This is a genomic window from Magnetospirillum sp. LM-5, assembly GCF_902729445.1.
Lineage (GTDB): Bacteria > Pseudomonadota > Alphaproteobacteria > Rhodospirillales > Magnetospirillaceae > Magnetospirillum.
This window is the reverse complement of record NZ_CACVCE010000014.1, coordinates 17,774-43,427: the sequence shown is the minus strand read 5'-3', so window position 1 is coordinate 43,427 and position 25,654 is coordinate 17,774. Positions and strand designations below refer to the sequence as shown.

Below are 25,654 nucleotides of genomic sequence, written 5' to 3'. Positions count from 1 at the left end.
TTGCTTGAAGCTTGGGCAGCGCTGCCTATTCGCTGAGCTTTCCCAGCCGGCGCACCAGCCACCACACCAGGGCCAGCGGCAGGCCGATTTCGATGGCCAGCAGGCCGATATTGACCAGCACGCTCATCGCTCGGCCAGGCCCTTCAGCTCGTAGATCAGGTCGAGCGCCTGACGCGGCGTCAGTTCGTCGGCATTGATCGCCGCCAACCGGGCCGCCAGCGGCGACGGGCCGGTGGCGGCCACGTCCGCCGGCTTCGGCTTGGCCAGAGCGGCGAACAGCGGCAGGTCTTCGGCCAGGCGGGCGACGGCGCCGCCCTGCTCGCCCTTTTCCAGCGCGCTCAAGACCTGCTCGGCGCGGGCGACCACGGCGGCCGGCAGGCCGGCCAGGCGGGCGACATGGATGCCGTAGGAACGGTCGGCGGCACCAGAGGCCACCTCGTGCAGGAACACCACGTCGCCCTGCCATTCCTTGACCCGCATCTGGTGACAGGACAATTGCGGCAACCGGGCCGCCAGCCGGGTCAGTTCGTGGTAATGGGTGGCGAACAGGGCGCGGCAGCGATTGCTTTCATGCAGGCCCTCGACCACCGCCCAGGCGATGGACAGGCCGTCGAAGGTGGCGGTGCCGCGCCCGATCTCGTCCAGGATCACCAGGGCGCGCGGGCCGGACTGGTTCAAGATGGCCGCCGTCTCGACCATTTCGACCATGAAGGTGGATCGCCCGCGCGCCAGATCGTCGGCGGCGCCGACCCGCGAGAACAGGCGATCGACGATGCCGATATGGGCGCTGGCCGCCGGCACGAAGGCGCCCATCTGGGCCAGGATCGCCATCAGGGCGTTCTGGCGCAGGAAGGTCGATTTACCGGCCATGTTGGGGCCGGTGACCAGCCACAGGCGATGGCCGTCGGACAGGTCGCAATCATTGGCGACGAAGGCGCCGGAATGGGTGGCGGCCAGCGCCGCCTCGACCACCGGGTGGCGCCCGGCCTCGATATGGAAGGCCAGGCTGTCATCGACCACCGGCCGGCACCAATTGCCCAGGGCGGCCAGTTCGCCCAGGGCGGCGGCGACGTCCAGCTCGGCCAGGCCGCGCGCCGCCTGGGCGATCAGGTCGGACCGCTCCAGCACCGACGTCACCAACTGGCCGAACACCTCGCCTTCCAGGGCCAGCATGCGGTCGGCGGCGCTGGAAATCTTGCCGGCCAGTTCGATCAACTCGGTGGTGGTGTAGCGCGCCCCATTGGCCATGGTCTGGCGGTGGATGAAGCGCTCGTCCAGCTTGTCGGCCTGCTTGGACGGCACCTCGATATGGTGGCCGATGATGTTGTTGTGGCGGATCTTCAGCGCCGACACACCAGTTTCGTCAGCGTAACGACGCTCCAGCCGGGCCAGAAGGCCAAAGCCTTCCTTGCGCAGCACCGCCAGTTCGTCAAGGCCGGGGTGATAATCGGGGCGGATGAAGCCGCCATCCTTGGCGGCCAGCGGCAGCTCGTCGGCCAGGGCGCGGGTCAGCTGATCGACCAGGGCCGAATGCTCGCCCAGGGCATGGGCGGCCTCGGCCAAGGCCGGGGCCAGGGAATCGATGCCGTTGGCGGCCAGGCCGGCCCGCAGGGTCGGGATCTGGCCCAGGGCGTCCCGGATGGCGGCCAGGTCGCGCGGGCCGCCGCGGCCCAGCGACAGCCGCGACAGCGCGCGTTCGATGTCGGGGCAGCGCTTGAGGTCGTGGCGCAGGGTCTCGCGGACCTGGGCCTGGTCGACGAAAAAGGCCACCGCGTCCAGGCGCCGCTCGATCGCCGCCGGGTCGGTCAGCGGCGCCGCCAGGCGGGCGGCCAACAGCCGAGCGCCGGCCCCGGTCACCGTGCGGTCGATGGTGGCCAACAGCGAGCCCTTGCGCTCGCCGGTCAAGGTCGAAGCCAGTTCCAGATTGCGCCGGGTGGCGGCGTCGATGTCCATCACCGCGCCCTCGGCCAGGCGCTTGGGATGGGCCAGCAGCGGCAATTTGCCCTTCTGGGTCAGTTCGACATAATCGACCAGGGCGCCGGCGGCGGCCAGCTCGGCCCGGTTGAAGGCGCCGAACCCGTCCAGAGCCCCGACCCCATACAGGGCTTCCAGCCGGCGGCGGGCATTTTCGGAATCGAAACGAACCGACGGCAGCGGTGTCATCACCGCTTTCCAGTCGCTCCAGACATCGGCCAGCGCGGTTTCGGTCAACAGGCGGTCGGGCACCAGCAGCTCGCCGGGGGACAGCCGGGCCAGACCAGCGCCCAGACGGCCGCAATCCAGGGCCTGCACCGTCAATTCGCCGGTCGAGACATCGACCCAGGCCAGGCCCATCTGCCCCTGCGCCTGGGCCACCGCCGCCAGGTAATTATGGGCACGGGCATCCAGCAGATTGTCCTCGGTCAGGGTGCCGGCGGTGACCAGGCGGATGACGTCGCGCGCCACCACCGACTTCGAGCCGCGCTTCTTGGCTTCGGCCGGGTCCTCGGTCTGCTCGCAGATGGCGACGCGAAAGCCGGCGCGGACCAGCCGCGACAGATACATCTCGTAGGACCGCACAGGCACCCCGCACATCGGGATGTCCTCGCCCAGATGCTTGCCGCGCTTGGTCAGCGCGATGTCCAGCGCGGCCGCCGCAAGGCCTGCATCCTCGAAGAACAATTCATAGAAATCGCCCATGCGATAGAACAGCAGGCAATCGGGATTGGCCCGCTTGATGGCCAGGTATTGGGCCATCATCGGGGTCAGCTCGGCGGCCTCGGGCGAAGCGGTCACGGGGTCGGTCCTTCAGCGAAACGGAAAGCTGGGCCGCACCGTAGCACGACCAGCCGAAGCTGCAAGCCGCCCCTTTGCAGGGGCTGCCGGTTGGCGCACAATGGCCTTTGACGAACGACAAGAACAGGACGCCCGCCATGGAAGCCAACGACACCCACGCCCCCACCGCCCGCGAAGTCGTCGGTACCTTCGCCAGCCGCGAATCCTTCGAGGCGGCGGTCGCCGCCCTGCTGCAGGCCGGGTTCTCCCGCGGGGCGCTGTCGGTGCTGTCGTCGCACGATTCCCTGGAACTGGTGCAGGGCCACCAATCCAAGCCCTGGCGCGAGGCGCTGGTCGCGTTGGCCGGCGAGATCAAGTACGAAGGCCCGCTGGTGGCCGCCGGCCTGATCGCCCTGGCCGCAGGTCCCGTCGGGGCCGCGCTGGCGGCACTGGTCGCGGCGGGCGTCGGCGGCGTCGCCGCCAAGGAATTCCTGGACGAGATTTCCGCCGTGCCCGATTCGGCCGATTTCGCCCGCGCCCTGGAAGCGGGCAGCATCATCTTGTGGGTTCTGGTCGCCGACCAATTGGAAGAGGAAAAGGCCAAGCGCGCCCTGGACGGCGTCGGCGCGGCCAACCTGCACACCGTCCACCGCAAAGGATAGGCCATGAGTGATCTGGAACGCGAGGCGCTGTTGATGCACGCCTCGGGGCGGCCCGGCAAGATCGAGGTCACCCCCACCAAGCCGATGACCACCCAGCGCGACCTGTCGCTGGCCTATTCCCCCGGGGTGGCGTTCCCCTGTCTGCACATCGCGCGCGACCCGTCGCTGGCCTATGACTACACCGCCAAGGGCAATCTGGTGGCGGTCATTTCCAACGGAACCGCCGTGCTGGGTCTGGGCGACCTGGGCGCCCTGGCCGGCAAGCCGGTGATGGAAGGCAAGGCGGTGCTGTTCAAGCGCTTCGCCGACGTCGATGCCATCGACCTGGAAGTCGACACCAAGGACGTCGAGGAATTCATCAATTGCGTCCGCTTCCTGGGACCGACCTTCGGCGGCATCAACCTGGAGGACATCAAGGCGCCGGAATGCTTCATCATCGAAAGCCGCCTGCGCGAGATGATGGACATCCCCGTCTTCCACGACGACCAGCACGGCACCGCCATCATCGCCGCCGCCGGCCTGATGAACGCCCTGGACCTGACCGGACGCACGCTGGATGAGGTCAAGGTGGTGGTCAACGGCGCCGGCGCCGCGGCCATCGCCTGCGTCGAGCTGATCAAGGCGGTCGGCGTGCGCCACGAGAACGTCACCTTGTGCGACACCAAGGGCGTGATCTGGCAGGGCCGCACCGAGGGCATGAACCAGTGGAAGTCGGCCCATGCGGTGCCGACCCGGGCCCGCACCCTGACCGAGGCGATGAAGGGCGCCGACGTGTTCATGGGATTGTCGGTCAAGGGTGCCGTCACACCCGAAATGATCGCCGACATGGCGCCGCGGCCGATCATCTTCGCCATGGCCAATCCCGACCCCGAGATCACCCCGGAAGAGGTGAAAGCGGTCCGCTCGGACGCCATCGTCGCCACCGGGCGGTCGGATTACCCCAACCAGATCAACAATGTGCTGGGATTTCCCTATATCTTCCGCGGCGCCCTGGATGTGCGGGCCAGGACCATCAACGAGGCCATGAAGATCGCCGCCGCCCGGGCCATCGCCCGGCTGGCCCGGGAAGACGTTCCCGACGAGGTCGATGCCGCCTATGCCGGCCGCCGGCTTCGTTACGGACCCGAATATATCATCCCGGTGCCCTTCGACCCTCGCCTGATCGCCGCCATCCCGCTGGCGGTGGCCGAAGCGGCGATGGCCTCGGGCGTGGCCAGGAAGCCGATCGTCGATGTCGAGGCCTATCGCAAGCAATTGTCGGCCCGGCTGGACCCGACGGCGGCCAGCCTGCAGGTGATCGCCGAGAAGGTGCGCGCCAACCCCTGCCGCATGGTGTTCGCCGAGGGCGAGGAGGAAAAGTCGATCCGCGCCGCCCTGGCCTTCCGCAATGCCGGCTACGGCACCCCGGTCCTGTTGGGCCGCGAGGACAAGATCGCCGAGACCATGAAGCGCATCGGGCTGCCGGCGGCCGACGACCTGGAGATCGTCAACGCCCGCATCTCGCCCCGGCGCGAGCATTACATCGACGTGCTTTACCGCCGCCTGCAGCGCAAGGGGCACCTGCTGCGCGACGTCCAGCGCCTGGTCAACCAGGAACGCAACGTCTTTGGCGCCCTGATGGTGGCCGAGGGCGACGCCCATGCCATGATCACCGGCATCACCCGCAATTACTGGCAGGCCTTCGACGACATCAAGCGGGTGATCGACCCGGCCGAAGGCGAGGTGCTGATGGGGCTGAACATGGTGGTGGCGCGCGGGCGCACCGTATTCATGGCCGACACCACCGTCCACGAGACCCCCACCGCCGAGCAGATCGCCGACATCGCCACCCAGGCGGCGGCCAAGGTGCGCAAGCTGGGCTATGAGCCGCGCGTCGCACTTTTGTCGTTCTCGACCTTCGGCAATCCGGCCAGCCATCCGACCGGCCGGGTGCGCCAGGCGGTCGAGATCCTGGACCGTCGCGGCGCCGACTTCGAATATGACGGCGAAATGGGCGCCGATGTCGCCCTGGACCCGGAATTGCTGTCGCATTTCCCGTTCTGCCGCCTGAAGGGGCCGGCCAACGTGCTGGTCATGCCCGGCCTGCATTCGGCCAACATCTCGTCGAAGCTGGTGCAGAAGCTGGGCGGCGGCACGGTGATCGGGCCGATCCTGACCGGCCTCGCGCGGCCGATCCAGATCAGTTCGATGGACGCCTCGGCCAACGACATCGTCAACATGGCGGTGCTGGCCTGCTATGACGCCATCGGCCGCTGACGGTCTTCACCAAGCCGTCATGGGACAGACGGGGTTTGGCCGGCTAAACTGGCCTGTCCACCGGAACCAGAGATTTCCATGAGCGCACCCGCCTTCGCCACCCCCCGCCTGTTGCGCCGGGCCGTCGTGCTGACCATGCCGGCCGCCGCCATCCTGGCCTTGATGGTGATGGTGCAGGGCCTGCACGTGCTGGTGGCCGGCGGCCTGTGGCTGTGCGCCGTCGCTGTGGTCGCCCTGATGATCCGAAGGACCTTGCGCGACGCCGCCCGGCTGTCCTTGTGGGCGCGCAACCTGGCCGCCGGCGGCGAGGCGCCGGCCCCCGACCTGACCCCGGAAAGCGCCGCCGAGGAGATCGCCTCGTCGGTGGCCCAATTGCGCCGGGCCTGGCAGGACCGCCAAGGCGAACTGGCGGCCCTGGCCCGCTGGAACGACAATCTGTTCGAGTTGCTGCCCGACGCCCTGGTCCTGTTGGACGAAGAACGCAGGGTGGTGCGCGTCAACGCCCAGGCCCTGGCCCTGTTCGGCCGCGACCTGTCGGGCCGCGACCTCGCCGCCGTGCTGCGCACCCCCCAGGTGCTGGACGCCGCCGACAAGGTGCTGGCCGGCGGCCCGGCCGAAGGCGGCTCGTTCGATCTGGTGGTGCCGCTGGAACAGTCGTTCCGCTTCCGCATCGACCCGCTGGGGCGGTCGCCGGCCAGCCCGGCGGTGGCGGTGATGACCTTGACCGATCTGACCACCATCAAGCGGATGGAGCGCATGCGCGCCGATTTCGTCGCCAATGCCAGCCACGAATTGCGCACGCCGCTGGCGACCCTGCTGGGCTTCATCGACACGCTTCGCGGGCCGGCCAAGGACGATGCCGAGGCCCACGAACGCTTCCTGGCCATCATGCACGAGCAGGGCTCGCGCATGGCCCGGCTGATCGACGATCTTCTCAGCCTGTCGCGCATCGAGGCCGACGAGCACACGGTGCCGGCGACGGTGGTCGATCTGGCCCGCATCGTCCAGGGCGGCGCCGACGCCCTGGCGCCGCTGGCCCAGGCCAAGAACGCCCGCATCCTGGTCAATCTGGCCCAAGAATCCTGCCCGGTGCGCGGCCAGGCCGACCAGTTGGCCCAGGTGGTGCAGAACCTGTTGGACAACGCCGTCAAGTACGGCCGGCCGGGCGGCACCGTGACCGTCACCCTGGGCCCGGCCGACCGGGTGCCCGACCAGGCGCCGGCCGCGCTGCGGACGGGCCCGGCGGTGGTGCTGGCGGTCGAGGACCAGGGCGAGGGCATCGGGCGCGAGCATCTGCCGCGCCTGACCGAGCGTTTCTACCGGGTCGATGGGGCCAGGTCGCGGGCCCTGGGCGGCACCGGGCTGGGCCTGGCCATCGTCAAGCACATCGTCAACCGCCATCGCGGCCATCTGGCCATCGAGTCGGTCGAGGGCCGCGGCTCGACCTTCTCGGTGACGCTGCCGCTGGCGGTGTCGTGAAGGACTTGCGCGCCGCGCGTTCCCGACGCATCCTCGGCGCATGAGCGAATTGATGGCCGCATGGCGGGCGAAGAAGGCCCAGGAAGAAGCCGATCTGCATGAACGGCTGCGCGCCGCCGTGCTGACCCGCCAGGTCGAGATCTATACCGACCAGCGCATGCTGGATTTCCAGGGCTCGCCCGTCCACAATTCGTGGGACCACATCGTGCCGCTGATGGCTCTGATGCTGCTGGCGCTGGCGATCTTGCTGGCCACCGGCGTTGCCATCGGCATCGTCGCCATGACCATCGGGGCGCTGATCCACCTGTTGGGGATCAAATATTTCATCGCCTGGCGCATCCGCGCGCGCACCACCCTCTATGTGCTGCAAAGCGCCGCCCACTGGAACCAGATCTGGACCATGGGCGGCATGGCCATCCTGTTTCGCGGCGGCGCCGAGCCGCCGTGCTATGCCCCGCGCGGCGACTGGCGCAAGTTCGTGCGCCGCACCCTTTATGATTTCGCCCATCCGGCCCCGCCCGAAGTGCCCGAGGGCGACCCCGAACCCGAGATCCTGCCGCCATGACCGGCCAGGGCGCCGCCCACCGGCCGCGCCGCCGCGCCGTCACCCCCGACGAGGCCCGCATCTGGCACGCCGTCACCCGCGACGTCGCCCCGCTGCCCGGCCGCGAGGCGGTGGTGATCGAGGATTCCGCCACGGCCGCGGCCGAGCCGGCTGCGCCCCCGCCGCCGCCATCCTTTCGCCCCACCGCCGCCCCGCCGGTCAAGGCCAAGACCGTCCTGGCCCCGCTCAGCCCGGCCCAGGCGCCGGCCGGATTGGACCGGCGGAGCGCCGATCGCATGAAGAAGGGCGAGATGGAGATCGAGGGCCGCCTGGACCTGCACGGCATGACCCAGGATTCCGCCCATGCCCACCTGGCCGCCTTCGTCACCCGGGCGTGGGAATCCGGCAAGCGCTGCGTGCTGGTGATCACCGGCAAGGGCGGCCGCACCGGCCCCGGCGTACTGCGGCGCGAGGTTCCGCGCTGGTTGAACCAGGCGCCCTTGCGCGAACGCATCATCGGCATCGCTCAGGCCCGCCAGAAGGACGGCGGCGATGGCGCCCTTTACGTCCTGATCCGGCGGCGGCGATGACACCCTTTGGTGAACGGGTGCGCCGGCTGCGCCAGGCCAAAGGCCTGCAATTGAAGGAGATGGCGGCGCAACTGGGCGTGTCGGCGCCCTATCTGTCGGCCCTGGAACACGGCCATCGCGGCCGGCCGGCGCCCGGCCTGATCATGCAGATCGCCGGCCTGCTGGGCTGCATCTGGGACGAGGCGGAGGAATTGAAACGCCTCGCCGAACTGTCGCACCCGCGCGTCACCATCGACACCGCCGGCCTGTCGCCGGCCCGCACCGAACTGGCCAACCGCCTGGCCGAGAAAATCGCCACCTTGCCCGAAGACAAGGTGGCGACGGTGCTGGAGCTGTTGAAGGATTAGACCATCGAGCCTTTAATCTGGTTCATACCCTCTGCCGTCACCCCCGGACTTGATCCACGGCTTTCCGGTTTAATTTTCGCGGTACCATCCACAGCCCTCGTCGTCATGGCCGGGCTTGACCCGGCCATCCACGCGCATCCGCATAACGCGCTGTTTCCACTCGATTTTGTTCGGCGCCACATGGATGCCCGTGTCAAGCACGGGCATGACGGAGTGTGGGGCGACGACTCGCGTCCATTTCGGGCTCGAGGCTCTGAAAGGCCCGCGCCACAAGCGTTTACGGCGGGACGCCAAAATTTAAACCGGACAGAAGTGGGCTTGACCCGGCCATCCACGCGCATCCGCATAAGGCGATGTTTCCATTCGATTTTGTTCGGCGCCACGGGGATGCCCGTGTCAAGCACGGGCATGACGGAGTGTGGGGCGATGGCGCCGCGTTTCTTCCGGGCTCGAGGCTTTGAAAAGCGCGGGCCACAAGGGTTTGCGCCGCGACACCTCAGATTGAACCGGACAGAAGTGGGGTTGACCCGGCAATCCATGGTGGCGAAGCTGCCTCCGGCAGCATGGCCCCCCGGATCGAGTCCATGGAAGATTAAAGGCTCAACCATCTAGTCGGAGATGGCGGGAGTGCAGACACAGATGAACACAGATACCCGCTTCGCGGGACACAGATGAAAGGAAAAGCATATAATTTCATCTGTGTTTATCTGTGTTCATCTGTGTCTTAAATTTCTGCTGCCCCGAAGTTTGGGGAGGAGGCGCCGGAATTCCTATGCGCCCGAGTGGGGTCTGACTCAGGCAGGCCGCTCGTCATGGAGAGCCCCTAGCATAAAATCTGGATCAGCATTTCTTGATCGTCATTGCCGGGCTTGAACCACGGCTGTCCCTGGCCCCCCGGATCAAGTCCAGGGGTGACGGCAGAAGGAATGAACCAGATTAAAGGCGCGCCGCTCTAAGCCAAGCCGTGTTCCATCACCTGGGCCAGGCGGCGGGCGAAGGCGACCGGGTCGGTCGGGGCCTCGCCCTCGACGATGCGGGCCTGGTCGTACAGCAGCCAGGCCTGGTCGTCGATGCCTTCGCGGCCCTTGGCCTTGATGGCGGCGGCCAGCGACTTGATCAGCGGGTGACGCGGATTGATCTCGAGCACGCGCGGCTGTTCGCGATCCAGCTGGCGATGGGCCTTCAGCAGCTTTTCCAGATGCATGCTCATCTGGCCTTCCTCGATCACCAGGCACACCGCCGAGCTGGTCAGGCGCTCCGATGCCTTGACGTCCTTGACCGCGTCGCCCAAGGCCAGCTTCAGCCCGGCGATCAACAGGTCGAGATCGCCGGAATCGGCCGGGGCCGGCCGATCCTCCTCGGCCTTGTCGCAGCCCTTGATCTTGCCCAGGTCCAGGCCGCCCTCGGTCACCGCCTTCAAGGCCTTGCCCTCGAACTCGCCCACCGCCGGCACCCAGAATTCGTCGATCGGGTCGGTCAGCAGCAGCACCTCGATGCCCTTGGCCAGGAAGCCTTCCAGCTGCGGGCTCTTCTTCAGGGATTCCACCGAATCACCGGTGGCGAAGTACAGCGCCTCTTGGCCGTCCTTCATGCGGGCCACCGCCTCGGCCAGCGAGGTCCAGCCGTCGGTGGCGGTCGAGCGGAAGCGCGACAGCGCCAGGATTTCGGCCTTGCGCTCGAAATCCTCGTAGATGCCTTCCTTCAGGACCGGGCCGAACTCTTCCCAGAAGGTCAGATAGGCCGCCTGATCGTCCTCGGCCTTCTTCTTCAGCTCGGACAGCACCCGTTTGACCAGGCCGGTCTTGATCTTGGCCAGCACCGGATTGTGCTGCAGCATCTCGCGGCTGACGTTCAGCGGCAGGTCCTGGCTGTCGACGATGCCCCTCAGGAAGCGCAGATACGGCGGCAGCAGCCCTTCGGCCTGGTCGGTGATGAACACCCGCTTCACGTAAAGCTTCAGGTGGTTCTTGCGTTCCGGGCTGAACAGGTCGAATGGTTTCGACCCAGGAACGAACAGCAGGCCGGTATATTCGATGGCGCCTTCGGCCTTGTAATGGATGGTCAGGAACGGCTCGTCGAAGGCGTGGGCGACGTGGTGATAGAATTCCTTGTATTGCTCGGCCGAAATCTCCGACTTCGAGCGGGTCCACAGCGCCGAGGCGGAATTGATGGTCTTGTCCCCCTCGCCCCCGCCATCGCCCTCGGCCAGGATCACCGGAATGGCGATATGGTCGGAATAGCGCTTGATGATCGAGGTCAGGCGGTGGCCTTCCAGGAATTCCTTGGCATCGTCGCGCATGGTCAGGGTGATGGCCGCACCGCGCGCGGCCCCTTCGAACGGCGCGATGGTGAAGCTGCCCTTGCCGTCGGATTCCCACGCCCAGCCGTGCTGCTCGCCGGCCTTGCGGGTGACCACGCGGACTTTGTCGGCCACCATGAAGGCCGAATAGAAGCCGACGCCGAACTGGCCGATCAGCGCCATGTCCTTCGACTGGTCGCCGGACAGGCGGCTCATGAACTCGGCGGTGCCCGACTTGGCGATGGTGCCCAGGTTGGCGACCAGATCGTCGCGATTCATGCCGATGCCGTTATCGGCGATGGTCAAGGTACCGGCGGCCGTATCGACGGTCAGGCGGATCTTGTACTCGCCGTCGCCCTCGGTCAGGTGCGGCTCGGTCTGGGCGGCGTAGCGCAGCTTGTCGCAGGCGTCCGAGGCGTTGGACACCAGTTCGCGCAGGAAGATCTCCTTGTTGGAGTAGAGCGAGTGGACGACGATTTCCAACAGCTTGGCCACTTCGGCCTGAAACTCACGCTTTTCTTCAGCCATGATCCCTTGGTCCCGTTTTCTGAAAAAGGGGTTGAGCGGCCCCTGATATGAGGCAGCTTTGGAAAGGTTGCAAGCCCGCCTCAAAAGGGGAAAAATGGATACCCCTCTCTGTTCCGGTTGCCCTGGGGCAATCGAATCGTTATGTATAGCGGCCCTGCGGCCCAAGGCCCGCGGAAAGCGGCCGTTCCGGCGCGGGGAAAAGAAGACGCAGGAGACGTAAATGCAGAATTCCCTCCAGATCACCTTCCACGGCATCGACCACTCCGACGCGGTGGAAACCCGCGTGCGCGAGAAGGTGGGCAAACTGGAGCTTTTGTTCGACCGCATCACCACCTGCAAGGTGGCGATCGAATCGCACCACAAGAACTCGTCGAACCTGCACCACAAGGGCGACGCCTTCCATGTCCGCATCGACCTGACCGTTCCCGGCTCGGAACTGGTGGTCAAGCGCGACTCGGACGAGCACGAAGACATCTATGCCGCCCTCAAGGGCGCCTTCGCCGCCATCGAGCGCCAGTTGAAGGAATATGTCGCCCGCAGCCGCGGCGACGTGAAGGCCCGCGCCAACGTCTAAGACGTTTCGGTATTTTCTCGGGTTTTTCCTGCGCATGACATCGGGCGCCGAGTCCCTCGTGGTCCGATCCAGGCAGAAGGTTCATCTGCATGAACCGTCTGCCTGGTGAATCGGCCCACAAAATCAACGAATTGTGCACTGATCGATTCAGATGGTGGGTGCACCATCTGAATCGATCAGTGCACTAGGGGGGAGTCGGCGCCCGTTTGCCTGCCTACCCCATCGGATTTTTCGATTACCCTCTTTCGGGCTGTTGATGTTTGCTGGCAATGGGAGTAGAACTCCGCCGTCTTCGCAGGTGCGGAAATTCGCACCGACGTCTTGCCCCGAGCCCCATCCATGAACATCGACCTGGCGCGTACCTTTCTGGAAATCGTCGAAACCGGCAATTTCAACAAGGCCGCCGAACGCCTTGATATCACCCAGTCGACCGTCTCGATGCGCATCAAGGCGCTCGAGGACGAGCTGGGCCGCCCGCTGTTCATCCGCTCGAAGACCGGCACCGGCCTGACCGCCGCCGGCCTGCAATTTCGCCGCTATGCCGCCAGCCTGGTCCGGGTGTGGGAACAGGCCCGCCAGGAAATCGCCCTGCCGCCGGGCTTTCGCACCGTGCTGAATGTCGGCGGCCAGTTCTCGCTGTGGGACCGCCTGCTGGTGCAATGGATTCCGTGGATGCGCACGGCGCTGCCCGACGTGGCGCTGAGGGCCGAGGTCGGCCTGTCCGACGGGCTGATGCGGCAATTGTCGGAAGGCATGCTGGATATCGGCGTGATGTATTCGCCGCAAAGCCGCCCCGGCCTGCATATCGAGAAGCTGCTGGACGAACGGCTGGTGATGGTGTCGACCAAGCCGCGCGCCGTCGAGGATTGGGACGAGGATTACGTCTTCGTCGATTGGGGGCCGGAATTCCGCCAGGGCCACGGCCAAGCCTTCCCCGACCTCAAGACGCCGGCGGTGTCGGTGGGCTTGGGGGCCTTGGGGCTGCAGCACGTGCTGGCCCATGGCGGCACCAGCTATTTCCCGATGCGCACGGTGCGGTCGTATCTGGCGGCCGGCCGCCTGTTCGAGGTGACCGGCGCCCCGGATTTCCGCCGCCCGGCCTGGCTGGTCTACAGCCCCGACGACGGACGCGGCGAGTGGTTCCGCACCGCCCTGGAAGGCCTGCGCTACGTCGCCTCGCTGGAAAGCGAAGATTAACGACCCGGGCCCTTCTAGGCCGACATTTCCTGCATATGAGCCACCAGGGCCAGGACCATTTCCGGCTCGACGCCGTCGCGGGTCATCATGCGGCGCATCACCTCGTCACCCAGCAGTTCATGCAGATCGGGTTCGGCATTGCCGAGATAGGCGCTGTGACAGCGGCGCGAACGATTGCCGATCATCACCGTGCCGGCGCCCCGAGAGGCGGATGGCGTGGCGGGCGAACAGGCTGCCTTGAACATGCGAGTCCCCTTTCCTGCGGCGGTGATCCTGGACACACTATACACTGAGTCCGACCGGGTTTGTCGAGTAATCAGAGAGCATAGAACCGGTGATAAATCTGTGACGTAAATTGCTGCATCGCAAATACTGCGCCGCAACACTAAAATATCAGGAGAAGACCCCATATGGGAAAGACGGGCGCTGAATTCAAGGGGGGCTTTGCCTGACATGCGTGGGCGCGGGTATCCCCTGGCCGGAATCGGCTGCATGGTGGCGGCGACCTCGGTGTTTGCCGTCATGGACGCCCTGGTCAAGGCGCTGATGGCCGATTATCCGGTGGTCGAGGTGCTGTTCTTCCGCGCCGCCTTCGCCTTCCTGCCGCTGGCGCCCCTTTTGTGGGCGGCCGGACGAACGGCGCTGGTCACCGCCCGGCCCTGGGCCCATGTGGTGCGATCAAGCATCGGCATCGCCGCGATCACCGCCTTTTTTCTGGCGTTCGGCGCGTTGCCGCTGGCCCAGGTCACCGCCATCGCCTTCGCCGCGCCGCTGCTGATGACCGCCCTGTCGGTCCCGGTCCTGGGCGAGGTGGTCGAGCCGAAGCGCTGGGCGGCGGTGATCCTGGGCTTCGCGGGAATCTTGCTGATCACCCGGGCGACACCGCCGGCCGCCGGCTTGGGGCTGACCGCCGCCTTGGCCGGCACCCTTCTTTATGCGGTGGTGATGGTGCTGATCCGCCAGATGAGCACCACCGAGCGGCCGGTCACCATCGTCGCCTGGTTCACCATCGCCTGCACCGTCGGCAGCGGCCTCGCCCTGCCGTGGCATTGGGTGACGCCCACCCTCCAAGACGGCATGCTGCTGGCATCGGTAGGCGTGCTGGGGGGGCTGGGGCAGATATTGATCACCCAGGCGCTGCGCCTGGCCCCGGTTTCGACGGTGGCGCCGTTCGATTACCTGCACATGGTCTATGCGGTGGCATTCGGCTGGCTGTTCTGGGGCGAGGTGCCCGACCCGCGCATGCTGGCCGGGGCGGGGCTGATCGTCGCCTGCGGACTGTACGTCCTGCACCGCGAGGCGAGGAAACCTAGCGCCTAGGGGCCAGTGGCTCCGAGCGCACCCGCTCGACCGGGGCGGCGCGCGGGGCCGGCTCGAGCACCGGCGCGGCCAGGGGCGCGGCGTTGGATGCCGCCGGCAGCATGGTCGAGCGATGGCCGACGATCACCGATACCGTCGATCCCCACATCGAGCCGCGCTCGACCTGCACGGTGGCGGCGCGGTCGCCGCGCACATAGCTCATCACCGAAATGCCCGAGGTGACGGCCATGATCGGCTCCCAGCCGAATTGCGGCATCTGGACCTGATAGAAGGCGGCGGCCTCGGGGCCGGGCTTCCACAGCTTCATCACCACCCGCCCGGTCCAGCGGTCGCGCTCGCCCAGGATCAACGAGCGGTCGTTGTCCATGGTCGCACCCGACGGGATCGGGATGTCGGTCAGTAATTGGAAATCGATGGGCGCGCTGGGATCACCCGCCTGGGTCTGCGGCAGCGAGGTCGAGGCCCCACTGCAGCCGGCCAGCAGCAGAGCAATCCATCCGGCGACAAGAATAGAGCGCGCGTTTCCCATGGCGGTCAAATTAGCCGAATCAGCCTGCCCCCACAAGCCAGAGGCGCAACCGACCGCCCCGACCCCATCATTTTGAATCGAGCGGGTAATCGGCCAGGCGCCGATAATCGGGTCCGCCGCGGCCCAGATGGCTTTGGTACAGGTGGAAATGGTCAACGGCGAAGGGGGCGACCCGGAAGGGCGAATGGTGGGAAATGAAGTCCTGCACCCGCCCGGGCGGCGACGCCTTGCAGCGGGCCAGGGTGACGTGCGGGGTGTATTTGCGCCCCTCGGCCACCAGTCCGGCCCGGCCCATCGCCGCCTCGACCCGTTCCTGCAGATGGAACAGGGCCGGCACGCGCTCGACCCCCGCCCACAGGGTGTGGGCGACCCGGCCGCCGAACGTGCCCAAGCCTTCCAGTCCCAACGGGAAGGCGGCGGCCCGCACCCCCAGCAGGGCGGCATCGATGTCGGCGGCCTGGGCCTCATCGACCTCGCCGATGAAGCGCAGGGTGATGTGCAGGTTGCGAGCCTCGCTCCAGCGCGCCTCGGGGATGCCGCCGGCCATAGCCGCCAGCCGCTCGGCCAATGCGTCCGGCAGCGAGAGCGCCACGAACAGCCGGATCATCCCGAGGGTCCAAACTCAATTAGGGCATGGAGTGCGTTGGGTTTCCAAGGGCGCAATGGCAGGCGGCGACGCGATGGCGATGCGGCGCATCGCCGAGCGGCGACAACGAACCAGGGCGCCCTTGGAAACCCAACCCTCCGGGCCGGACGAATTTGCTCTCCCGGGGCGTCAGACCGCTTGCGCGATGCGCCGCATCGCGCGGCGCGGTCTTCCTGCCAGGAAAGCAAATTCGTCACGGCGCACTCCATGCCCTAATTGAGTTTGGACCCTAGGGTCCGACCAGCACGGTCAGCACCCCGGTATAGCCGTACAGCCGCTCGCCCGAAATCTCGCCATTGGCGAAATAGCCGATCAGCGGCACGTCCGGCCCCAGGGCCTGCTGCACCATCGCCGCCTCGATGCCGGCGGCGCCGAACATCGCCTCGCCGCGGCCGGTGCAGGTGACGTAATGGGCGGCCAGCGGCCGGCGCCCGTCGAGGCGGCGGGTGACGTCGGCCAGCATGCGGGCCAGGTCGGCCCGCGCCGTCTGCGGATCGCGGCGCACGAACATCAGCCGGCTGCCCAGGCGCAATTCGTCGCCGACCACCAGCCAGCCATTGCGGGGGTCGATCCCCAGCAGCGAACGCACCTGATAATCGCCCCGGTCCGAGCCGGCCACCGGCAGCGCCACATGGATATAGCCGGCGGCACGCTTGAGATCGCGGGCGATCAGCTCGCCGGCCTCTTCCTTCAGCACCTCGATGGCCGGACGGCCGTCCAGGCTCATCAGGGCGGCGTCCCACGCCTCGGTGACCAGATGCTGGCCGCCCAGCGGCGCGCAGCCCTGGGTCAGGCCGGTCACCGCCTGCACCTTGGTCCCCAGCACCAGCCCCGACAGCGCACCGCCGACCACCTGGCCGGCCACCTGGGCGCGTTCCTCGGCGGCGCCGACCAGGCCGCCGGTCAAGAAGCCGATGCCGTCGGCGGCAGCCACCAGCGAAGCCGGCAACGCCGCCTCGCGCGGGTTGGCGTGGACCATCGCCAAAGTCGCGCCTTGCCGCTTCAACCACGGCGCCATCCGGATCGAAAAGGCCGCCAGGTCGGCATTTGTGAAGGGCAGGAAGGAATCCTCGGGCAGGCGCCCGACCATCACCGCCATGGCATCGCCGCCGCGCAGCTCGGCGTCGCCGGCCACCACGCCCGGCACCGCCGCACCGACCCAGGCGTTGATGCGGGTGGTCTCGCGCAGGAAGGTCAGCACCGACGACAGATCGGGGGCGAAGCGTTCGGCGACGTAGACGATGCCCAGATTGGCCCCGGCCACCGCCAGCCCGACCCCGTCCAGGCAGGCCTTGGCCGCCAGGCCCCAATGGTCGGATCGGGCCGCCCCGCAGGCGAAGCTCATCGCTTTCCTCCGTCGTCCTTCAGCAGGCGCGCCACCGAAGGCGCGATCCGCTCGACGATCACCGTGACGCCTTCGGCGGTCGGATGCAAGCCGTCCTTCTGGTTGAGCCTGGCCTGCCCGGCGACGCCGTCCAGGAAGAAGGGGTAAAGCAAGACACCATGGCGCGCGGCGACCTGACGATAGGCCGCCAGGAAGGCGTCGCCATACTCGCGGCCCAGATTGGGCGGCGCCAGCATGCCGGCCAGCAGTACCTTGACGCCCCGACCTTTCAGCCGGCCGACGATGGCGTCGAGATTGTCCTGCATGCGGGCCGGGTCCAGCCCGCGCAAACCGTCATTGGCCCCCAGTTCGACGATGGCGGCGTGCGGCTTGTCGGCCAGGGCCCAGTCCAGCCGGGCCAGCCCGCCGGCGCTGGTATCGCCCGAGACCCCGCCATTGATGACCCGGACGTCCAGGCCTTGCGCCCGCAAGGCGCGTTCCAGCTGCGGCGCGAAGCCCTGGTCGGCGGCCAGGCCGTAGCCGGCGGTCAGGGAATCGCCCAGGGCCAGCAGGCGCAAAGTCTCGGCCTGTCCCGGGGCAGCGTTGACAAGCAGGGTCACGGCGCCATATCCGAGCAGCAATACCCGCCGCCATCCCCCAACGAAAGCCAAGCCGATCATGAGTGGTTCTTCTTCCCAGCCTTTGGTGGAATTGGACGAGGTCCATCTCAAATTGGCGAGCCAGGCCGGTCCGGTCAATGTCCTTGCCGGGGTTTCGCTGTCGGTGGCCGAGGGCGAGACGGTCGGCGTGGTCGGGCCGTCGGGCTCGGGCAAGTCCAGCCTGTTGATGGTGATCGGCGGGCTGGAGCGGGCCAGCGCCGGCCGGGTCATGGTGGCCGGCCAGGATTTCGGCCGCCTGGACGAGGACAGCCTGGCCCGGCTGCGCCGCGAAAGCTTGGGCATCGTCTTCCAGAATTTCCACCTGATCCCGACCATGAGCGCCCTGGAAAACGTCGCGGTGCCGCTGGAGCTGGCCGGCCGCCCCGATGCCTTCGAGCGTGCCCGCGAGGAACTGGACGCGGTCGGCCTGGCCCACCGGCTGGATCACCGCCCCGGCCAATTGTCGGGCGGCGAGCAGCAGCGCGTCGCCCTGGCCCGCGCCTTCGTCATCCGCCCACGCCTGCTGCTGGCCGACGAGCCGACCGGCAATCTGGACCGCGCCACCGGCCAGGCGGTGATCGAGCTTCTGTTCGCCCGCCACCGCGAGCTGGGCACCGCCCTGATCCTGGTGACCCACGACCTGGACCTGGCCGGGCGCTGCTCCCGGGTGGTGCGCATGCAAGACGGGCGCCTGTCATGAGCCTGGCCGCCCTTCGCTTCGCGCGGCGCGAATTGCGCGGCGGCCTGGCCGGCTTTCGCATCCTGATGGCCTGCCTGGCCCTGGGGGTGGCGGCGATCAGCGGCGCCGGCTCGCTGAAGGCCGCCTTCCATGCCGCGCTGACCCAGGATGCCCGCGCCCTGCTGGGCGGCGATCTCGACATCCGCCAATCCTATCAGCCGGTGACCGACCCGCAGCTGGCCGCCCTGAAGCAATGGGGCACGGTCAGCCAGGGCGCCGATCTTCGGGTGATGGCCCGCTTCGGCGATGCCCGCCGGCTGGTCGAGTTGAAGGCCGTCGATCGGCTTTATCCGCTGGTCGGCCGGGTGGTGCTGGAGCCGGCGCAGGACCTGAGCACCGCCCTGGCGGTCCAGGACGGTCTTCCCGGCGCGGTGGCCGAGGCCGGATTGCTGGATGCGCTGGGCATATCGCTGGGCGATACCATCCGCATCGGTGATGCCAGCGTGCAGGTGCGCGCCCTGCTGGTCGCCGAGCCCGACCGCGTCGCCAACGCGCTTTCGTTCGGGCCGCGTCTGGTGGTCGGGCTGGAGCTTCTGCCGGCCACCGGCCTGCTGCAGCCGGGCGCCCTGGTGCGCTGGTCGGCCCGGCTGGTGCTGGACCAAGCCAGCCCGGCCCAGGCCAAGGCCGAACTGGCCGAGCGCTTCCCCGACGCGCCCTGGCAGGTGCGCGACACCACCGAGGCCGCCCCCGGCCTGGGCCGCATCCTCGACAATATCGCCGCCTTCCTGACCCTGGTCGGCCTGACCTCGCTGCTGGTCGGCGGCATCGGCGTCGCCAGCTCGGTCAAGGCGGTGATGGATGGCCGGCTGCGCTCGATCGCCGCCCTGAAGGCGGCCGGGGCCGGATCGGGGATGATTTTCGCCACCTATGCCCTGCTGGTCGGCGGCCTGGCCCTGGCCGGCATCCTCGCCGGTCTGGTGGCGGGCGGCCTGCTGCCCGGTCTGGTGGTGGCGCTGGCCGGGGATGCCCTGCCCATCGCGGCAAAGGTCGGGATTTATCCGCTGCCGCTGATGGTGGCCTTCGCCTTCGGCCTGCTGACCGCCCTGGTGTTCGGACTGGCCCCCCTGGCCCGCGCCGCCCGGACGCCGGCGACCCGATTGTTCCGCGGCCCCGGCGAGGAGCCGACGGCGCTGGGCTGGCCGGTCCTGGCGATCATCGGGACGGCCGCCCTGGCCATGGCCGCCCTGGCGGTGGTCAGCGCCGACCGCAAGGGCCTGGCGGCGGTGTTCGTGGCCGCGGCACCCGCCACTTTATTGCTGTTTCGCGCCCTGGCTTGGGCCTTGGCCGGGCTGTCGGCCCGGCTGGCGCGGCGCCGCACCGGCCTGCTGGCCCATCCGGCGGCCCGTTTGGCGCTGGCCAACCTGTACCGGCCGGGCAGTACCATCGTCGGCATGGTCATCAGCTTGGGCCTGGGCCTGACCGTGCTGGTGACCACCGCCCTGGTCGAGGGCAACCTGGCCCGCCAGTTCGGCGAGAAATTGCCGGCCGAGGCCCCCAGCTTCTTCTTCATCGACCTGCAGCCCGATCAGGCGGCCGGATTCGACTTCATCGTGCGCAGCGCCGATCCCCAGGCCCGCATCGAGCGGGCACCCATGGTGCGCGGCCGGGTGGTGGCGCTGAACGGCGTGCCGGCGCCATCGGTGACGGTGGCCCCGGAAGCCGAATGGGCCTTGCGCGGCGATCGCGGCCTGACCAGTGCCGCCCAGATGCCGCCCGGCACCCGGCTGGCGGCCGGGGCGTGGTGGACCGCCGACCATGCCGGCCCGCCGCTGGTGTCGCTGGACGCGCCGCTGGCGAAAGGATTGGGGCTGGGCCTGGGCGATCAGGTCACCTTGAACGTGCTGGGGCGCGAGATCACCGCCCGGGTCGCCTCGCTGCGCGAGGTGGAATGGTCGTCGCTCAACATGAATTTCGCCTTCGTGCTGTCGCCCGACGCCCTGGCCGGCGCACCGCACACCTGGCTGGCGACGGTGCATGCCGATGCCGCCCACGAATCGGCGGTCGAGCGCGCCGTCACCGACCGCTTCGCCAACGTCTCGGCGATCCGGGTCAAGGAAGCCCTGGGCTCGGTGCGCGATCTGGTGGCCCGCGCCGATCAGGCGGTGCGCCTGGCCGCGCTGGTCACCCTGGCCGGCGGCGCCCTGGTGCTGGCCGGCGCGGTGATGGCCGGCCATCGCCGCCGGGTGCGCGAAGCGGTGGTGCTGAAGGTGCTGGGCGCGACCCGGGCCGATCTGTGGCGGGCCTGGCTGGTGGAATTCGGCGCTGTCGGCGGGGTGACCGGCCTGCTGGCCGGCGCCATCGGCACCCTGGCGGCCTGGGCCATCCTGGTCTTCGTGATGAAGGCCGACTGGGCGTTCCTGCCGGTGATCTTGGCCGCCACCCTGGCGGTCTGCGTCAGCGCCAGCCTGGCCGCCGGCTTCGCCGGAACCTGGGCGGCGATCTCGGCCAAAGCCGCGCCGGAATTACGGGCGGAGTAAAACTCCGCTCGGGTTATGCCTGTGGCGCGCCCGTGCCGGATTATGCCTGTGGCATGCCCGTGCCGGGCCGGCTCAAACGCCGCCGGGCTTAATATGGCGCGAGGCGCGCGCCCGATCCCGGGCGGCTCAATCGCCGCTCGGGCTTTTTGGCACAGTGCCAAGCCCGGCGGCGCCTGAGACGGCCCGGCACGGGCGCGCTTCGCGCCTAGTGAACGCTGACCGGTTCCAGCTCGTGCTGGGTGACGGCGGCGAAGGCGATTTCACGGCTGGAGGCCAGACCCATCGGCGTGCCGTCGGCGGCGTGGATGGCCCAGCCGATCTCGCCGTCGGTCTGAACGCGCTTGATGAAGGCGATTTCCGGCAGGCCCCAATTGGCGAAATCGGTCGAGCTGATGGTGCGGCTGAGGGGGTGCGGGGCGAATTCCTTGTTCATGGTCGTCCTCCTTCACTGGCCGTTTCTGGGCCGCGAGCGCCCGTGGCCGCCAGGATCGGCAGCAACGTCGATGGTGCGCGGAGCACCGGAAGAGGCGGTTGTGCCTGCTCCTTGAATGGGAATGGTCTTGACCCGGGGTTCCGGCCGGGGGCGCATCAGATCGATGTGCAACAGGCCGTTATCCAGGGTGGCGTTGACGACTTCGATGCCTTCCGCCAGCACGAAGGCGCGCTGGAACTGTCGGGCGGCGATGCCGCGATGCAGGAAGATGCGGCCGGATTCGTCGTCGGCCTGACGGCCGCGGACGATCAATTGGTTGTCTTCCAGGCCGACCGACAGGTCGTCCATGGAAAAGCCGGCCACCGCCAGGCTGATGCGCAGGCCGTTTTCGCCGATCTGCTCGATATTGTAGGGGGGATAACCCTCGCCCTGGCTTTTGGCGACGCGGTCGAGCACCCGCTCGAAATGGTCGAAGCCCAGCAACAAGGGCGAATTGAAGGCGGAAAGGCGAGACATCGAGCGGCCTCCTTCGAGAAGCGAGACGGTAATGGGTCCGTTTCCGGCACCCGGTGACAGCGGCCCAAGCGGCACCGCCCTGCTTCTTAATTTGGATGCTATCAGCGCCACGTCAAGATTCGGTGAATCGATTCCAGTCAAGGGCGGGCCCGTGGCGTCTTCGGGCGATTTCCTGTAAAGCTTCGGCGATGTCCTTGTTTCGCTCCATCGCCACCGTCAGTGGCTTCACCATGCTGTCGCGCGTCACCGGTCTGGCGCGCGAGATGATGATCGCCCATTACATGGGGGCCAGCTGGATCGCCGACGCCTTCTTCGTCGCCTTCCGCTTCCCCAACCTGTTCCGTTCGCTGTTCGCCGAGGGCGCCTTCAACGCCGCCTTCGTGCCGCTGCTCACCAGGAAACTGGCCGCCGAAGGCCCGGCCGCCGCCCAGGCCTTCGCCCAGAAGGCGCTGGCGGTGATGGCCCTGGTGCTGGCGATCTTCGTCGGAATCATGGAATTGGCGATGCCGTGGGCGATCTACGGCCTGGCGCCCGGCTTCGACCAGGTGCCCGGCAAGATCGAGCTGGCCGCCGATCTGGCACGCATCTGCTTTCCCTATCTGCTGTTCATCTCGCTGACCGCGCTGCAGGCCGGGGTGCTGAACTCGCTGGGCCGGTTCGCGGCGGCCGCCGGAACCCCGGTGCTGCTGAACGTGGTCGGCATGACCGGATTGTGGGCGCTGACCCCGGTCACCGCCACGCCGGGCCACGCCTTGGCCTGGGGCACCTTCGCCGCCGGCATCGCCCAGTTCCTGTGGCTGGCCGTCGCGGTCAGGAAGGCCGGCATGGGCTTAGGCCCGGTCCTGCCCCGCCTGACCCCCGAGGTCCGCACCCTGGCACGGCGCATCGTGCCGGGCGCGGTGGGGGCCGGGGTCTATCAGGTCAATCTGCTGGTCAACACCATCATCGCCTCGACCGTGGCCAACGGCGCCGTCAGCTATCTGAACTATGCCGACCGCATCAATCAATTGCCGCTGGGCGTGATCGGCGTCGCCATCGGCACCGCGCTTTTGCCCCTGCTGTCGCGCCAGATCAAGGAAGGCCGCCTGCAAGACGCCCTGGACAGCCAGAATCGCGCCCTGGAACTGGGGCTGCTGCTGACCGTGCCGGCGGCGGCCGCCCTGATGGCCATCGGTCTGCCGGTGGTGCAGGTGCTGTTCCAGCGCGGCGCCTTCGGCCCGGCGGAAAGCCAGGCGACGGCGTCGGCCCTGTCGGCCTTCGCCCTGGGGCTGCCGGCCTTCGTGCTGGTCAAGGCGCTGGTGCCGGCCTTCTTCGCCCGCGAGGACACCCGCACCCCGGTCAAGGTGGCGGGTGCGACCATGGTGGTCAACATCGCCCTGAACCTGGCCCTGGTCGGGCCGCTGGCCCATGTCGGCATGGCCCTGGCCACCGCCCTGGCCGCCTGGTTCAACGCCGCCGTGCTGGCGGTGCTGCTGGCCCGGCAGGGCCTGTTCACCATCGATGCCCGCCTGAAGCGCCGGGCACCCAGAATCGTGCTGGCGGCGCTGATCATGGCCGCCCCCCTGGCGGCGGCGCATCATTATCTGTGGCCCCGGGCCGAGGGCGCCCTGGCGGCGGGCGGCCTGCTGGCGGTCATGGTGGTGGCCGGAATCACCCTGTTCGCCGCCTCGGCGCAAGCGCTGGGGGCGGTACGATGGGCGGAAGTGAAGGGTCAGATGCGGCGCCGTCCTTGACAGGCCCAACCCATGGCTTATAGCTGACGCACCTTGGGTCCAAACCTGGAGCACTTGTCCATGCAGCGCATCTTTTCCGGCGTCCAGCCGACCGGAAACCTTCACCTCGGCAATTACCTGGGCGCGATCCGCAACTGGGTGCGCCTGCAAAACGAGTTCGAGTGCATCTTCTGCATGGTCGATCTGCACGCCATCACCGTGTGGCAGGACCCCAAGGATCTGGTCAAGAACACCCGCGAAGTCGCCGCCGGCATGATCGCCGCCGGCATCGACGCCGAGAAGCACATCGTCTTCAATCAAAGCACGGTGCCGGCGCACGCCCAGCTGGCCTGGGTGTTCAATTGCGTCGCCCGCATCGGCTGGCTGAACCGCATGACCCAGTTCAAGGAGAAGGCGGGCAAGCACAAGGAGAACGCCTCGGTCGGGCTGTTCGCCTATCCCAACCTGATGAGCGCCGACATCCTGGCCTATAAGGCGACCCATGTGCCGGTGGGCGAGGACCAGAAGCAGCATCTGGAGCTGGCCCGCGACACCGCCCAGAAGTTCAACAGCGATTATGGGATCGAGTTCTTCCCGCAGCCGGAACCGCTGATCTTCGGCGCCGCGACCCGGGTGATGAGCTTGCGCGACGGCGCCAAGAAGATGTCGAAGTCGGACGAATCCGATTATTCGCGCATCAACATGACCGACGATGCCGACACCATCGCCCTGAAGGTCCGGAAGGCCAAGACCGACCTGTTTCCGATGCCCGACAGCCTGGAAGGGCTTGAAGGCCGGCCCGAGGCGTCCAACCTGATCGGGATCTACGCCGCCCTGTCGGACAAGGACAAGGCCGTGGTGGCAAGCCAGTTCGCCGGCCGGCAGTTCAGCGAGTTCAAGGCCGAGCTGGTCGATCTGGCCGTCGCGGTCCTGGGTCCGATCAACACCGAGATGAAGCGCCTGATGGACGATCCCAGCCATATCGACGCCATCCTGAAGAAGGGTGCCGAGCGCGCCAACGCCATCGCCGAGCCGATCTTGAAGGACGTCTACGACATCGTCGGCTTCCTGAGGCCGTGATGGAGCCGGCGCCCACCTCCAGGCTGCGCCGCTGGGCCGTCCGGCTGCCCTTGGGGCTGGCCGGGCTGGTCGTCCTTTACTATGCCGTCGGCATGGTGGCGGCCCACAAGATCGACGACGACCTGGCCTTCTCGGCCGGTCATCCGGCGCCCGAGCACAGCCGGGCGGTGGCCATCGCCGCGCGCCTGATCTTCCGCGAGGTCGACATCCATCAGTGGGTGGCCAACGATCCGGTGTTCAAGCCGTCGGCGTTTCTCGACAACATGCCGGCCTTCCAGCAGGGCCTGCTGGCCGGCCTGTCGCGCTTCGCCGCCACCTTGAGCGCCATCGAGGGTCAGGACCCGGAACTCGACCGCGCCGCCGGTCTGCTGAAATATCCCGGCACGGTGTGGAAGTTCGATCCGCGCACCTCGTGGGCGCCGACCGCCTCGGCGGAAAAGCAATATCGCGCCGCCGCCCGCAATCTCGACATCTTCAACGAGCGCCTGAGCGCCCGCGAGGCCCGGTACGACCGCTCGGCCGAATCCTTGCGCACCTTGCTGATCCACGCCATCGCCGACCTGGGCGTCGCCGCCGACGCCTTGGATTCCCATCTGGTCGAGGATCGCTCGATCTTCCTGGATTTCGATGCCGACACCTTGTTCTACACCACCAAGGGCCGCCTTTACGCCCACGCCCTGATCACCCGCGAACTGGGCGCCGATTTCGCCGAATTGCTGGCCAAGCGCAATCTGGACGATCTGTGGTCGACGCTTCTGCTGTCCTTGAACCGGGCCGCCAGCCTGGACCCGCCGGTGGTCCTCAGCGGCGCCGGCGATGCCCCGCTGCTGCCCAGCCACCTGACCGCCCAGGGTTACCACCTGCTGCAGGCCCGGGCCAAGATGGCCGCCATCGCCGCCCGACTGGGCTGATTTCGGGGCTTTTTCCGGCGAACATTAGAAAACCATAAAATTCTTGTTGCCAAGGATGGCCGGCGGCGCGACAAACGA

General features: G+C 67.9%; 23 protein-coding genes. 14 read left to right on the top strand and 9 right to left on the bottom strand.

What is annotated here, in order from left to right:
• Positions 1-123 precede the first annotated feature (123 nt).
• Positions 124-2,739, bottom strand: coding sequence for a DNA mismatch repair protein MutS (mutS, locus tag MTBLM5_RS07810; RefSeq protein WP_173975370.1), 2,616 nt, complete (start codon positions 2,737-2,739; stop codon positions 124-126).
• A 173-nt stretch (positions 2,740-2,912) separates the two neighbouring features.
• On the opposite strand from mutS, the gene MTBLM5_RS07805 reads away from it, so the two are divergent.
• From MTBLM5_RS07805 to MTBLM5_RS07780, 6 genes are all read left to right on the top strand, one after another.
• On the top strand, positions 2,913-3,416 hold the full coding sequence (locus tag MTBLM5_RS07805; protein WP_173975349.1) for a hypothetical protein: 504 nt from the start codon (positions 2,913-2,915) through the stop codon (positions 3,414-3,416).
• A 3-nt stretch (positions 3,417-3,419) separates the two neighbouring features.
• A complete protein-coding gene (locus tag MTBLM5_RS07800) occupies positions 3,420-5,672 on the top strand; it encodes an NADP-dependent malic enzyme (RefSeq protein WP_173975347.1) in 2,253 nt (750 codons plus the stop codon).
• Between the two features lie 78 nt (positions 5,673-5,750).
• Positions 5,751-7,151: an ATP-binding protein gene (locus MTBLM5_RS07795; protein ID WP_173975345.1), complete on the top strand. Its 1,401-nt coding sequence runs from the start codon at positions 5,751-5,753 to the stop codon at positions 7,149-7,151.
• 40 nt (positions 7,152-7,191) lie between these two features.
• On the top strand, positions 7,192-7,716 hold the full coding sequence (locus MTBLM5_RS07790) for a hypothetical protein (RefSeq protein WP_173975343.1): 525 nt from the start codon (positions 7,192-7,194) through the stop codon (positions 7,714-7,716).
• Positions 7,713-8,285, top strand: coding sequence for a Smr/MutS family protein (locus tag MTBLM5_RS07785; RefSeq protein WP_173975341.1), 573 nt, complete (start codon positions 7,713-7,715; stop codon positions 8,283-8,285). Before MTBLM5_RS07790 ends, MTBLM5_RS07785 begins: the two co-directional genes overlap by 4 nt.
• On the top strand, positions 8,282-8,632 hold the full coding sequence (locus MTBLM5_RS07780) for a helix-turn-helix domain-containing protein (protein ID WP_173975340.1): 351 nt from the start codon (positions 8,282-8,284) through the stop codon (positions 8,630-8,632). Before MTBLM5_RS07785 ends, MTBLM5_RS07780 begins: the two co-directional genes overlap by 4 nt.
• Before the next feature lie 952 nt (positions 8,633-9,584).
• Here the strand turns inward: MTBLM5_RS07780 and htpG are convergent.
• A complete protein-coding gene (gene htpG, locus MTBLM5_RS07775) occupies positions 9,585-11,459 on the bottom strand; it encodes a molecular chaperone HtpG (RefSeq protein ID WP_173975338.1) in 1,875 nt (624 codons plus the stop codon).
• Positions 11,460-11,679: 220 nt separating this feature from the next.
• Here htpG and hpf point away from each other — a divergent pair, with 220 nt between their 5' ends.
• Positions 11,680-12,033, top strand: a complete 354-nt coding sequence (gene hpf, locus MTBLM5_RS07770; protein ID WP_173975336.1) for a ribosome hibernation-promoting factor, HPF/YfiA family — start codon at positions 11,680-11,682, stop codon at positions 12,031-12,033.
• 339 nt (positions 12,034-12,372) lie between these two features.
• Positions 12,373-13,230, top strand: coding sequence for a LysR family transcriptional regulator (locus tag MTBLM5_RS07765; protein WP_173975334.1), 858 nt, complete (start codon positions 12,373-12,375; stop codon positions 13,228-13,230).
• Between the two features lie 14 nt (positions 13,231-13,244).
• Here MTBLM5_RS07765 and MTBLM5_RS07760 read toward each other — a convergent pair whose 3' ends face one another.
• Positions 13,245-13,475, bottom strand: coding sequence for a hypothetical protein (locus MTBLM5_RS07760; protein WP_173975332.1), 231 nt, complete (start codon positions 13,473-13,475; stop codon positions 13,245-13,247).
• Positions 13,476-13,683: 208 nt separating this feature from the next.
• On the opposite strand from MTBLM5_RS07760, the gene MTBLM5_RS07755 reads away from it, so the two are divergent.
• Entirely contained in the window at positions 13,684-14,550 is an 867-nt protein-coding gene (locus MTBLM5_RS07755) for a DMT family transporter (RefSeq protein WP_173975330.1), read from the top strand.
• Here MTBLM5_RS07755 and MTBLM5_RS07750 read toward each other — a convergent pair.
• The 4 genes from MTBLM5_RS07750 to MTBLM5_RS07735 form a co-directional block, all read right to left on the bottom strand.
• The gene (locus MTBLM5_RS07750) at positions 14,540-15,079 is read right to left on the bottom strand and encodes a hypothetical protein (RefSeq protein ID WP_173975368.1); all 540 of its coding nucleotides are present in this window, start codon (positions 15,077-15,079) and stop codon (positions 14,540-14,542) included. The genes MTBLM5_RS07755 and MTBLM5_RS07750 overlap by 11 nt on opposite strands.
• Positions 15,080-15,146: 67 nt before the next feature.
• On the bottom strand, positions 15,147-15,686 hold the full coding sequence (thpR, locus tag MTBLM5_RS07745) for an RNA 2',3'-cyclic phosphodiesterase (protein ID WP_173975328.1): 540 nt from the start codon (positions 15,684-15,686) through the stop codon (positions 15,147-15,149).
• A gap of 268 nt (positions 15,687-15,954) precedes the next feature.
• Positions 15,955-17,070, bottom strand: coding sequence for an FIST C-terminal domain-containing protein (locus MTBLM5_RS07740; protein WP_173975326.1), 1,116 nt, complete (start codon positions 17,068-17,070; stop codon positions 15,955-15,957).
• Complete coding sequence (locus MTBLM5_RS07735) at positions 17,067-17,663, bottom strand: arylesterase (RefSeq protein WP_371814003.1); 597 nt, start codon at positions 17,661-17,663, stop codon at positions 17,067-17,069. The genes MTBLM5_RS07740 and MTBLM5_RS07735 overlap by 4 nt, the downstream gene beginning before the upstream one ends.
• A 64-nt stretch (positions 17,664-17,727) precedes the next feature.
• Here MTBLM5_RS07735 and MTBLM5_RS07730 point away from each other — a divergent pair, with 64 nt between their 5' ends.
• Both MTBLM5_RS07730 and MTBLM5_RS07725 read left to right on the top strand, forming a co-directional pair.
• Positions 17,728-18,408 carry an ABC transporter ATP-binding protein gene (locus MTBLM5_RS07730; RefSeq protein WP_173975322.1) on the top strand — a complete coding sequence of 227 codons (681 nt, stop codon included), beginning with the start codon at positions 17,728-17,730 and terminating at the stop codon, positions 18,406-18,408.
• Positions 18,405-20,924, top strand: a complete 2,520-nt coding sequence (locus tag MTBLM5_RS07725) for an ABC transporter permease (RefSeq protein WP_173975320.1) — start codon at positions 18,405-18,407, stop codon at positions 20,922-20,924. The genes MTBLM5_RS07730 and MTBLM5_RS07725 overlap by 4 nt, the downstream gene beginning before the upstream one ends.
• A 205-nt stretch (positions 20,925-21,129) precedes the next feature.
• Here the strand turns inward: MTBLM5_RS07725 and MTBLM5_RS07720 are convergent, their stop codons facing one another.
• The gene (locus MTBLM5_RS07720; protein WP_173975318.1) at positions 21,130-21,357 is read right to left on the bottom strand and encodes a DUF1150 family protein; all 228 of its coding nucleotides are present in this window, start codon (positions 21,355-21,357) and stop codon (positions 21,130-21,132) included.
• Positions 21,358-21,369: 12 nt separating this feature from the next.
• Positions 21,370-21,873 (bottom strand): Hsp20 family protein, encoded by a 504-nt coding sequence (locus MTBLM5_RS07715; protein ID WP_173975315.1) that lies wholly within the window; start codon positions 21,871-21,873, stop codon positions 21,370-21,372.
• A gap of 188 nt (positions 21,874-22,061) precedes the next feature.
• On the opposite strand from MTBLM5_RS07715, the gene murJ reads away from it, so the two are divergent.
• Genes murJ through MTBLM5_RS07700 form a run of 3 tightly spaced genes read left to right on the top strand, consistent with a single transcriptional unit; the run spans position 22,062 to position 25,576 of the window.
• Positions 22,062-23,606 carry a murein biosynthesis integral membrane protein MurJ gene (gene murJ, locus MTBLM5_RS07710; RefSeq protein ID WP_173975313.1) on the top strand — a complete coding sequence of 515 codons (1,545 nt, stop codon included), beginning with the start codon at positions 22,062-22,064 and terminating at the stop codon, positions 23,604-23,606.
• Between the two features lie 60 nt (positions 23,607-23,666).
• Positions 23,667-24,665, top strand: a complete 999-nt coding sequence (gene trpS, locus MTBLM5_RS07705) for a tryptophan--tRNA ligase (protein WP_173975311.1) — start codon at positions 23,667-23,669, stop codon at positions 24,663-24,665.
• The gene (locus tag MTBLM5_RS07700; RefSeq protein ID WP_173975310.1) at positions 24,665-25,576 is read left to right on the top strand and encodes a DUF2333 family protein; all 912 of its coding nucleotides are present in this window, start codon (positions 24,665-24,667) and stop codon (positions 25,574-25,576) included. The genes trpS and MTBLM5_RS07700 overlap by 1 nt, the downstream gene beginning before the upstream one ends.
• Positions 25,577-25,654: the final 78 nt, after the last annotated feature.

Coding starts and splice junctions, on each gene's coding strand:
- MTBLM5_RS07790 (WP_173975343.1), top strand. CDS start 7,192: ATGAGCGAATTGATGGCCGCATGGCGGGCGAAGAAGGCCCAGGAAGAA.
- MTBLM5_RS07750 (WP_173975368.1), bottom strand. CDS start 15,079: ATGGGAAACGCGCGCTCTATTCTTGTCGCCGGATGGATTGCTCTGCTG.
- MTBLM5_RS07785 (WP_173975341.1), top strand. CDS start 7,713: ATGACCGGCCAGGGCGCCGCCCACCGGCCGCGCCGCCGCGCCGTCACC.
- MTBLM5_RS07760 (WP_173975332.1), bottom strand. CDS start 13,475: ATGTTCAAGGCAGCCTGTTCGCCCGCCACGCCATCCGCCTCTCGGGGC.
- MTBLM5_RS07755 (WP_173975330.1), top strand. CDS start 13,684: ATGCGTGGGCGCGGGTATCCCCTGGCCGGAATCGGCTGCATGGTGGCG.
- MTBLM5_RS07700 (WP_173975310.1), top strand. CDS start 24,665: ATGGAGCCGGCGCCCACCTCCAGGCTGCGCCGCTGGGCCGTCCGGCTG.
- MTBLM5_RS07720 (WP_173975318.1), bottom strand. CDS start 21,357: ATGAACAAGGAATTCGCCCCGCACCCCCTCAGCCGCACCATCAGCTCG.
- MTBLM5_RS07805 (WP_173975349.1), top strand. CDS start 2,913: ATGGAAGCCAACGACACCCACGCCCCCACCGCCCGCGAAGTCGTCGGT.
- mutS (WP_173975370.1), bottom strand. CDS start 2,739: ATGATGGCCCAATACCTGGCCATCAAGCGGGCCAATCCCGATTGCCTG.
- MTBLM5_RS07780 (WP_173975340.1), top strand. CDS start 8,282: ATGACACCCTTTGGTGAACGGGTGCGCCGGCTGCGCCAGGCCAAAGGC.
- MTBLM5_RS07800 (WP_173975347.1), top strand. CDS start 3,420: ATGAGTGATCTGGAACGCGAGGCGCTGTTGATGCACGCCTCGGGGCGG.
- trpS (WP_173975311.1), top strand. CDS start 23,667: ATGCAGCGCATCTTTTCCGGCGTCCAGCCGACCGGAAACCTTCACCTC.
- MTBLM5_RS07795 (WP_173975345.1), top strand. CDS start 5,751: ATGAGCGCACCCGCCTTCGCCACCCCCCGCCTGTTGCGCCGGGCCGTC.
- murJ (WP_173975313.1), top strand. CDS start 22,062: ATGTCCTTGTTTCGCTCCATCGCCACCGTCAGTGGCTTCACCATGCTG.
- MTBLM5_RS07730 (WP_173975322.1), top strand. CDS start 17,728: ATGAGTGGTTCTTCTTCCCAGCCTTTGGTGGAATTGGACGAGGTCCAT.
- hpf (WP_173975336.1), top strand. CDS start 11,680: ATGCAGAATTCCCTCCAGATCACCTTCCACGGCATCGACCACTCCGAC.
- MTBLM5_RS07740 (WP_173975326.1), bottom strand. CDS start 17,070: ATGAGCTTCGCCTGCGGGGCGGCCCGATCCGACCATTGGGGCCTGGCG.
- MTBLM5_RS07715 (WP_173975315.1), bottom strand. CDS start 21,873: ATGTCTCGCCTTTCCGCCTTCAATTCGCCCTTGTTGCTGGGCTTCGAC.
- thpR (WP_173975328.1), bottom strand. CDS start 15,686: ATGATCCGGCTGTTCGTGGCGCTCTCGCTGCCGGACGCATTGGCCGAG.
- MTBLM5_RS07765 (WP_173975334.1), top strand. CDS start 12,373: ATGAACATCGACCTGGCGCGTACCTTTCTGGAAATCGTCGAAACCGGC.
- htpG (WP_173975338.1), bottom strand. CDS start 11,459: ATGGCTGAAGAAAAGCGTGAGTTTCAGGCCGAAGTGGCCAAGCTGTTG.
- MTBLM5_RS07725 (WP_173975320.1), top strand. CDS start 18,405: ATGAGCCTGGCCGCCCTTCGCTTCGCGCGGCGCGAATTGCGCGGCGGC.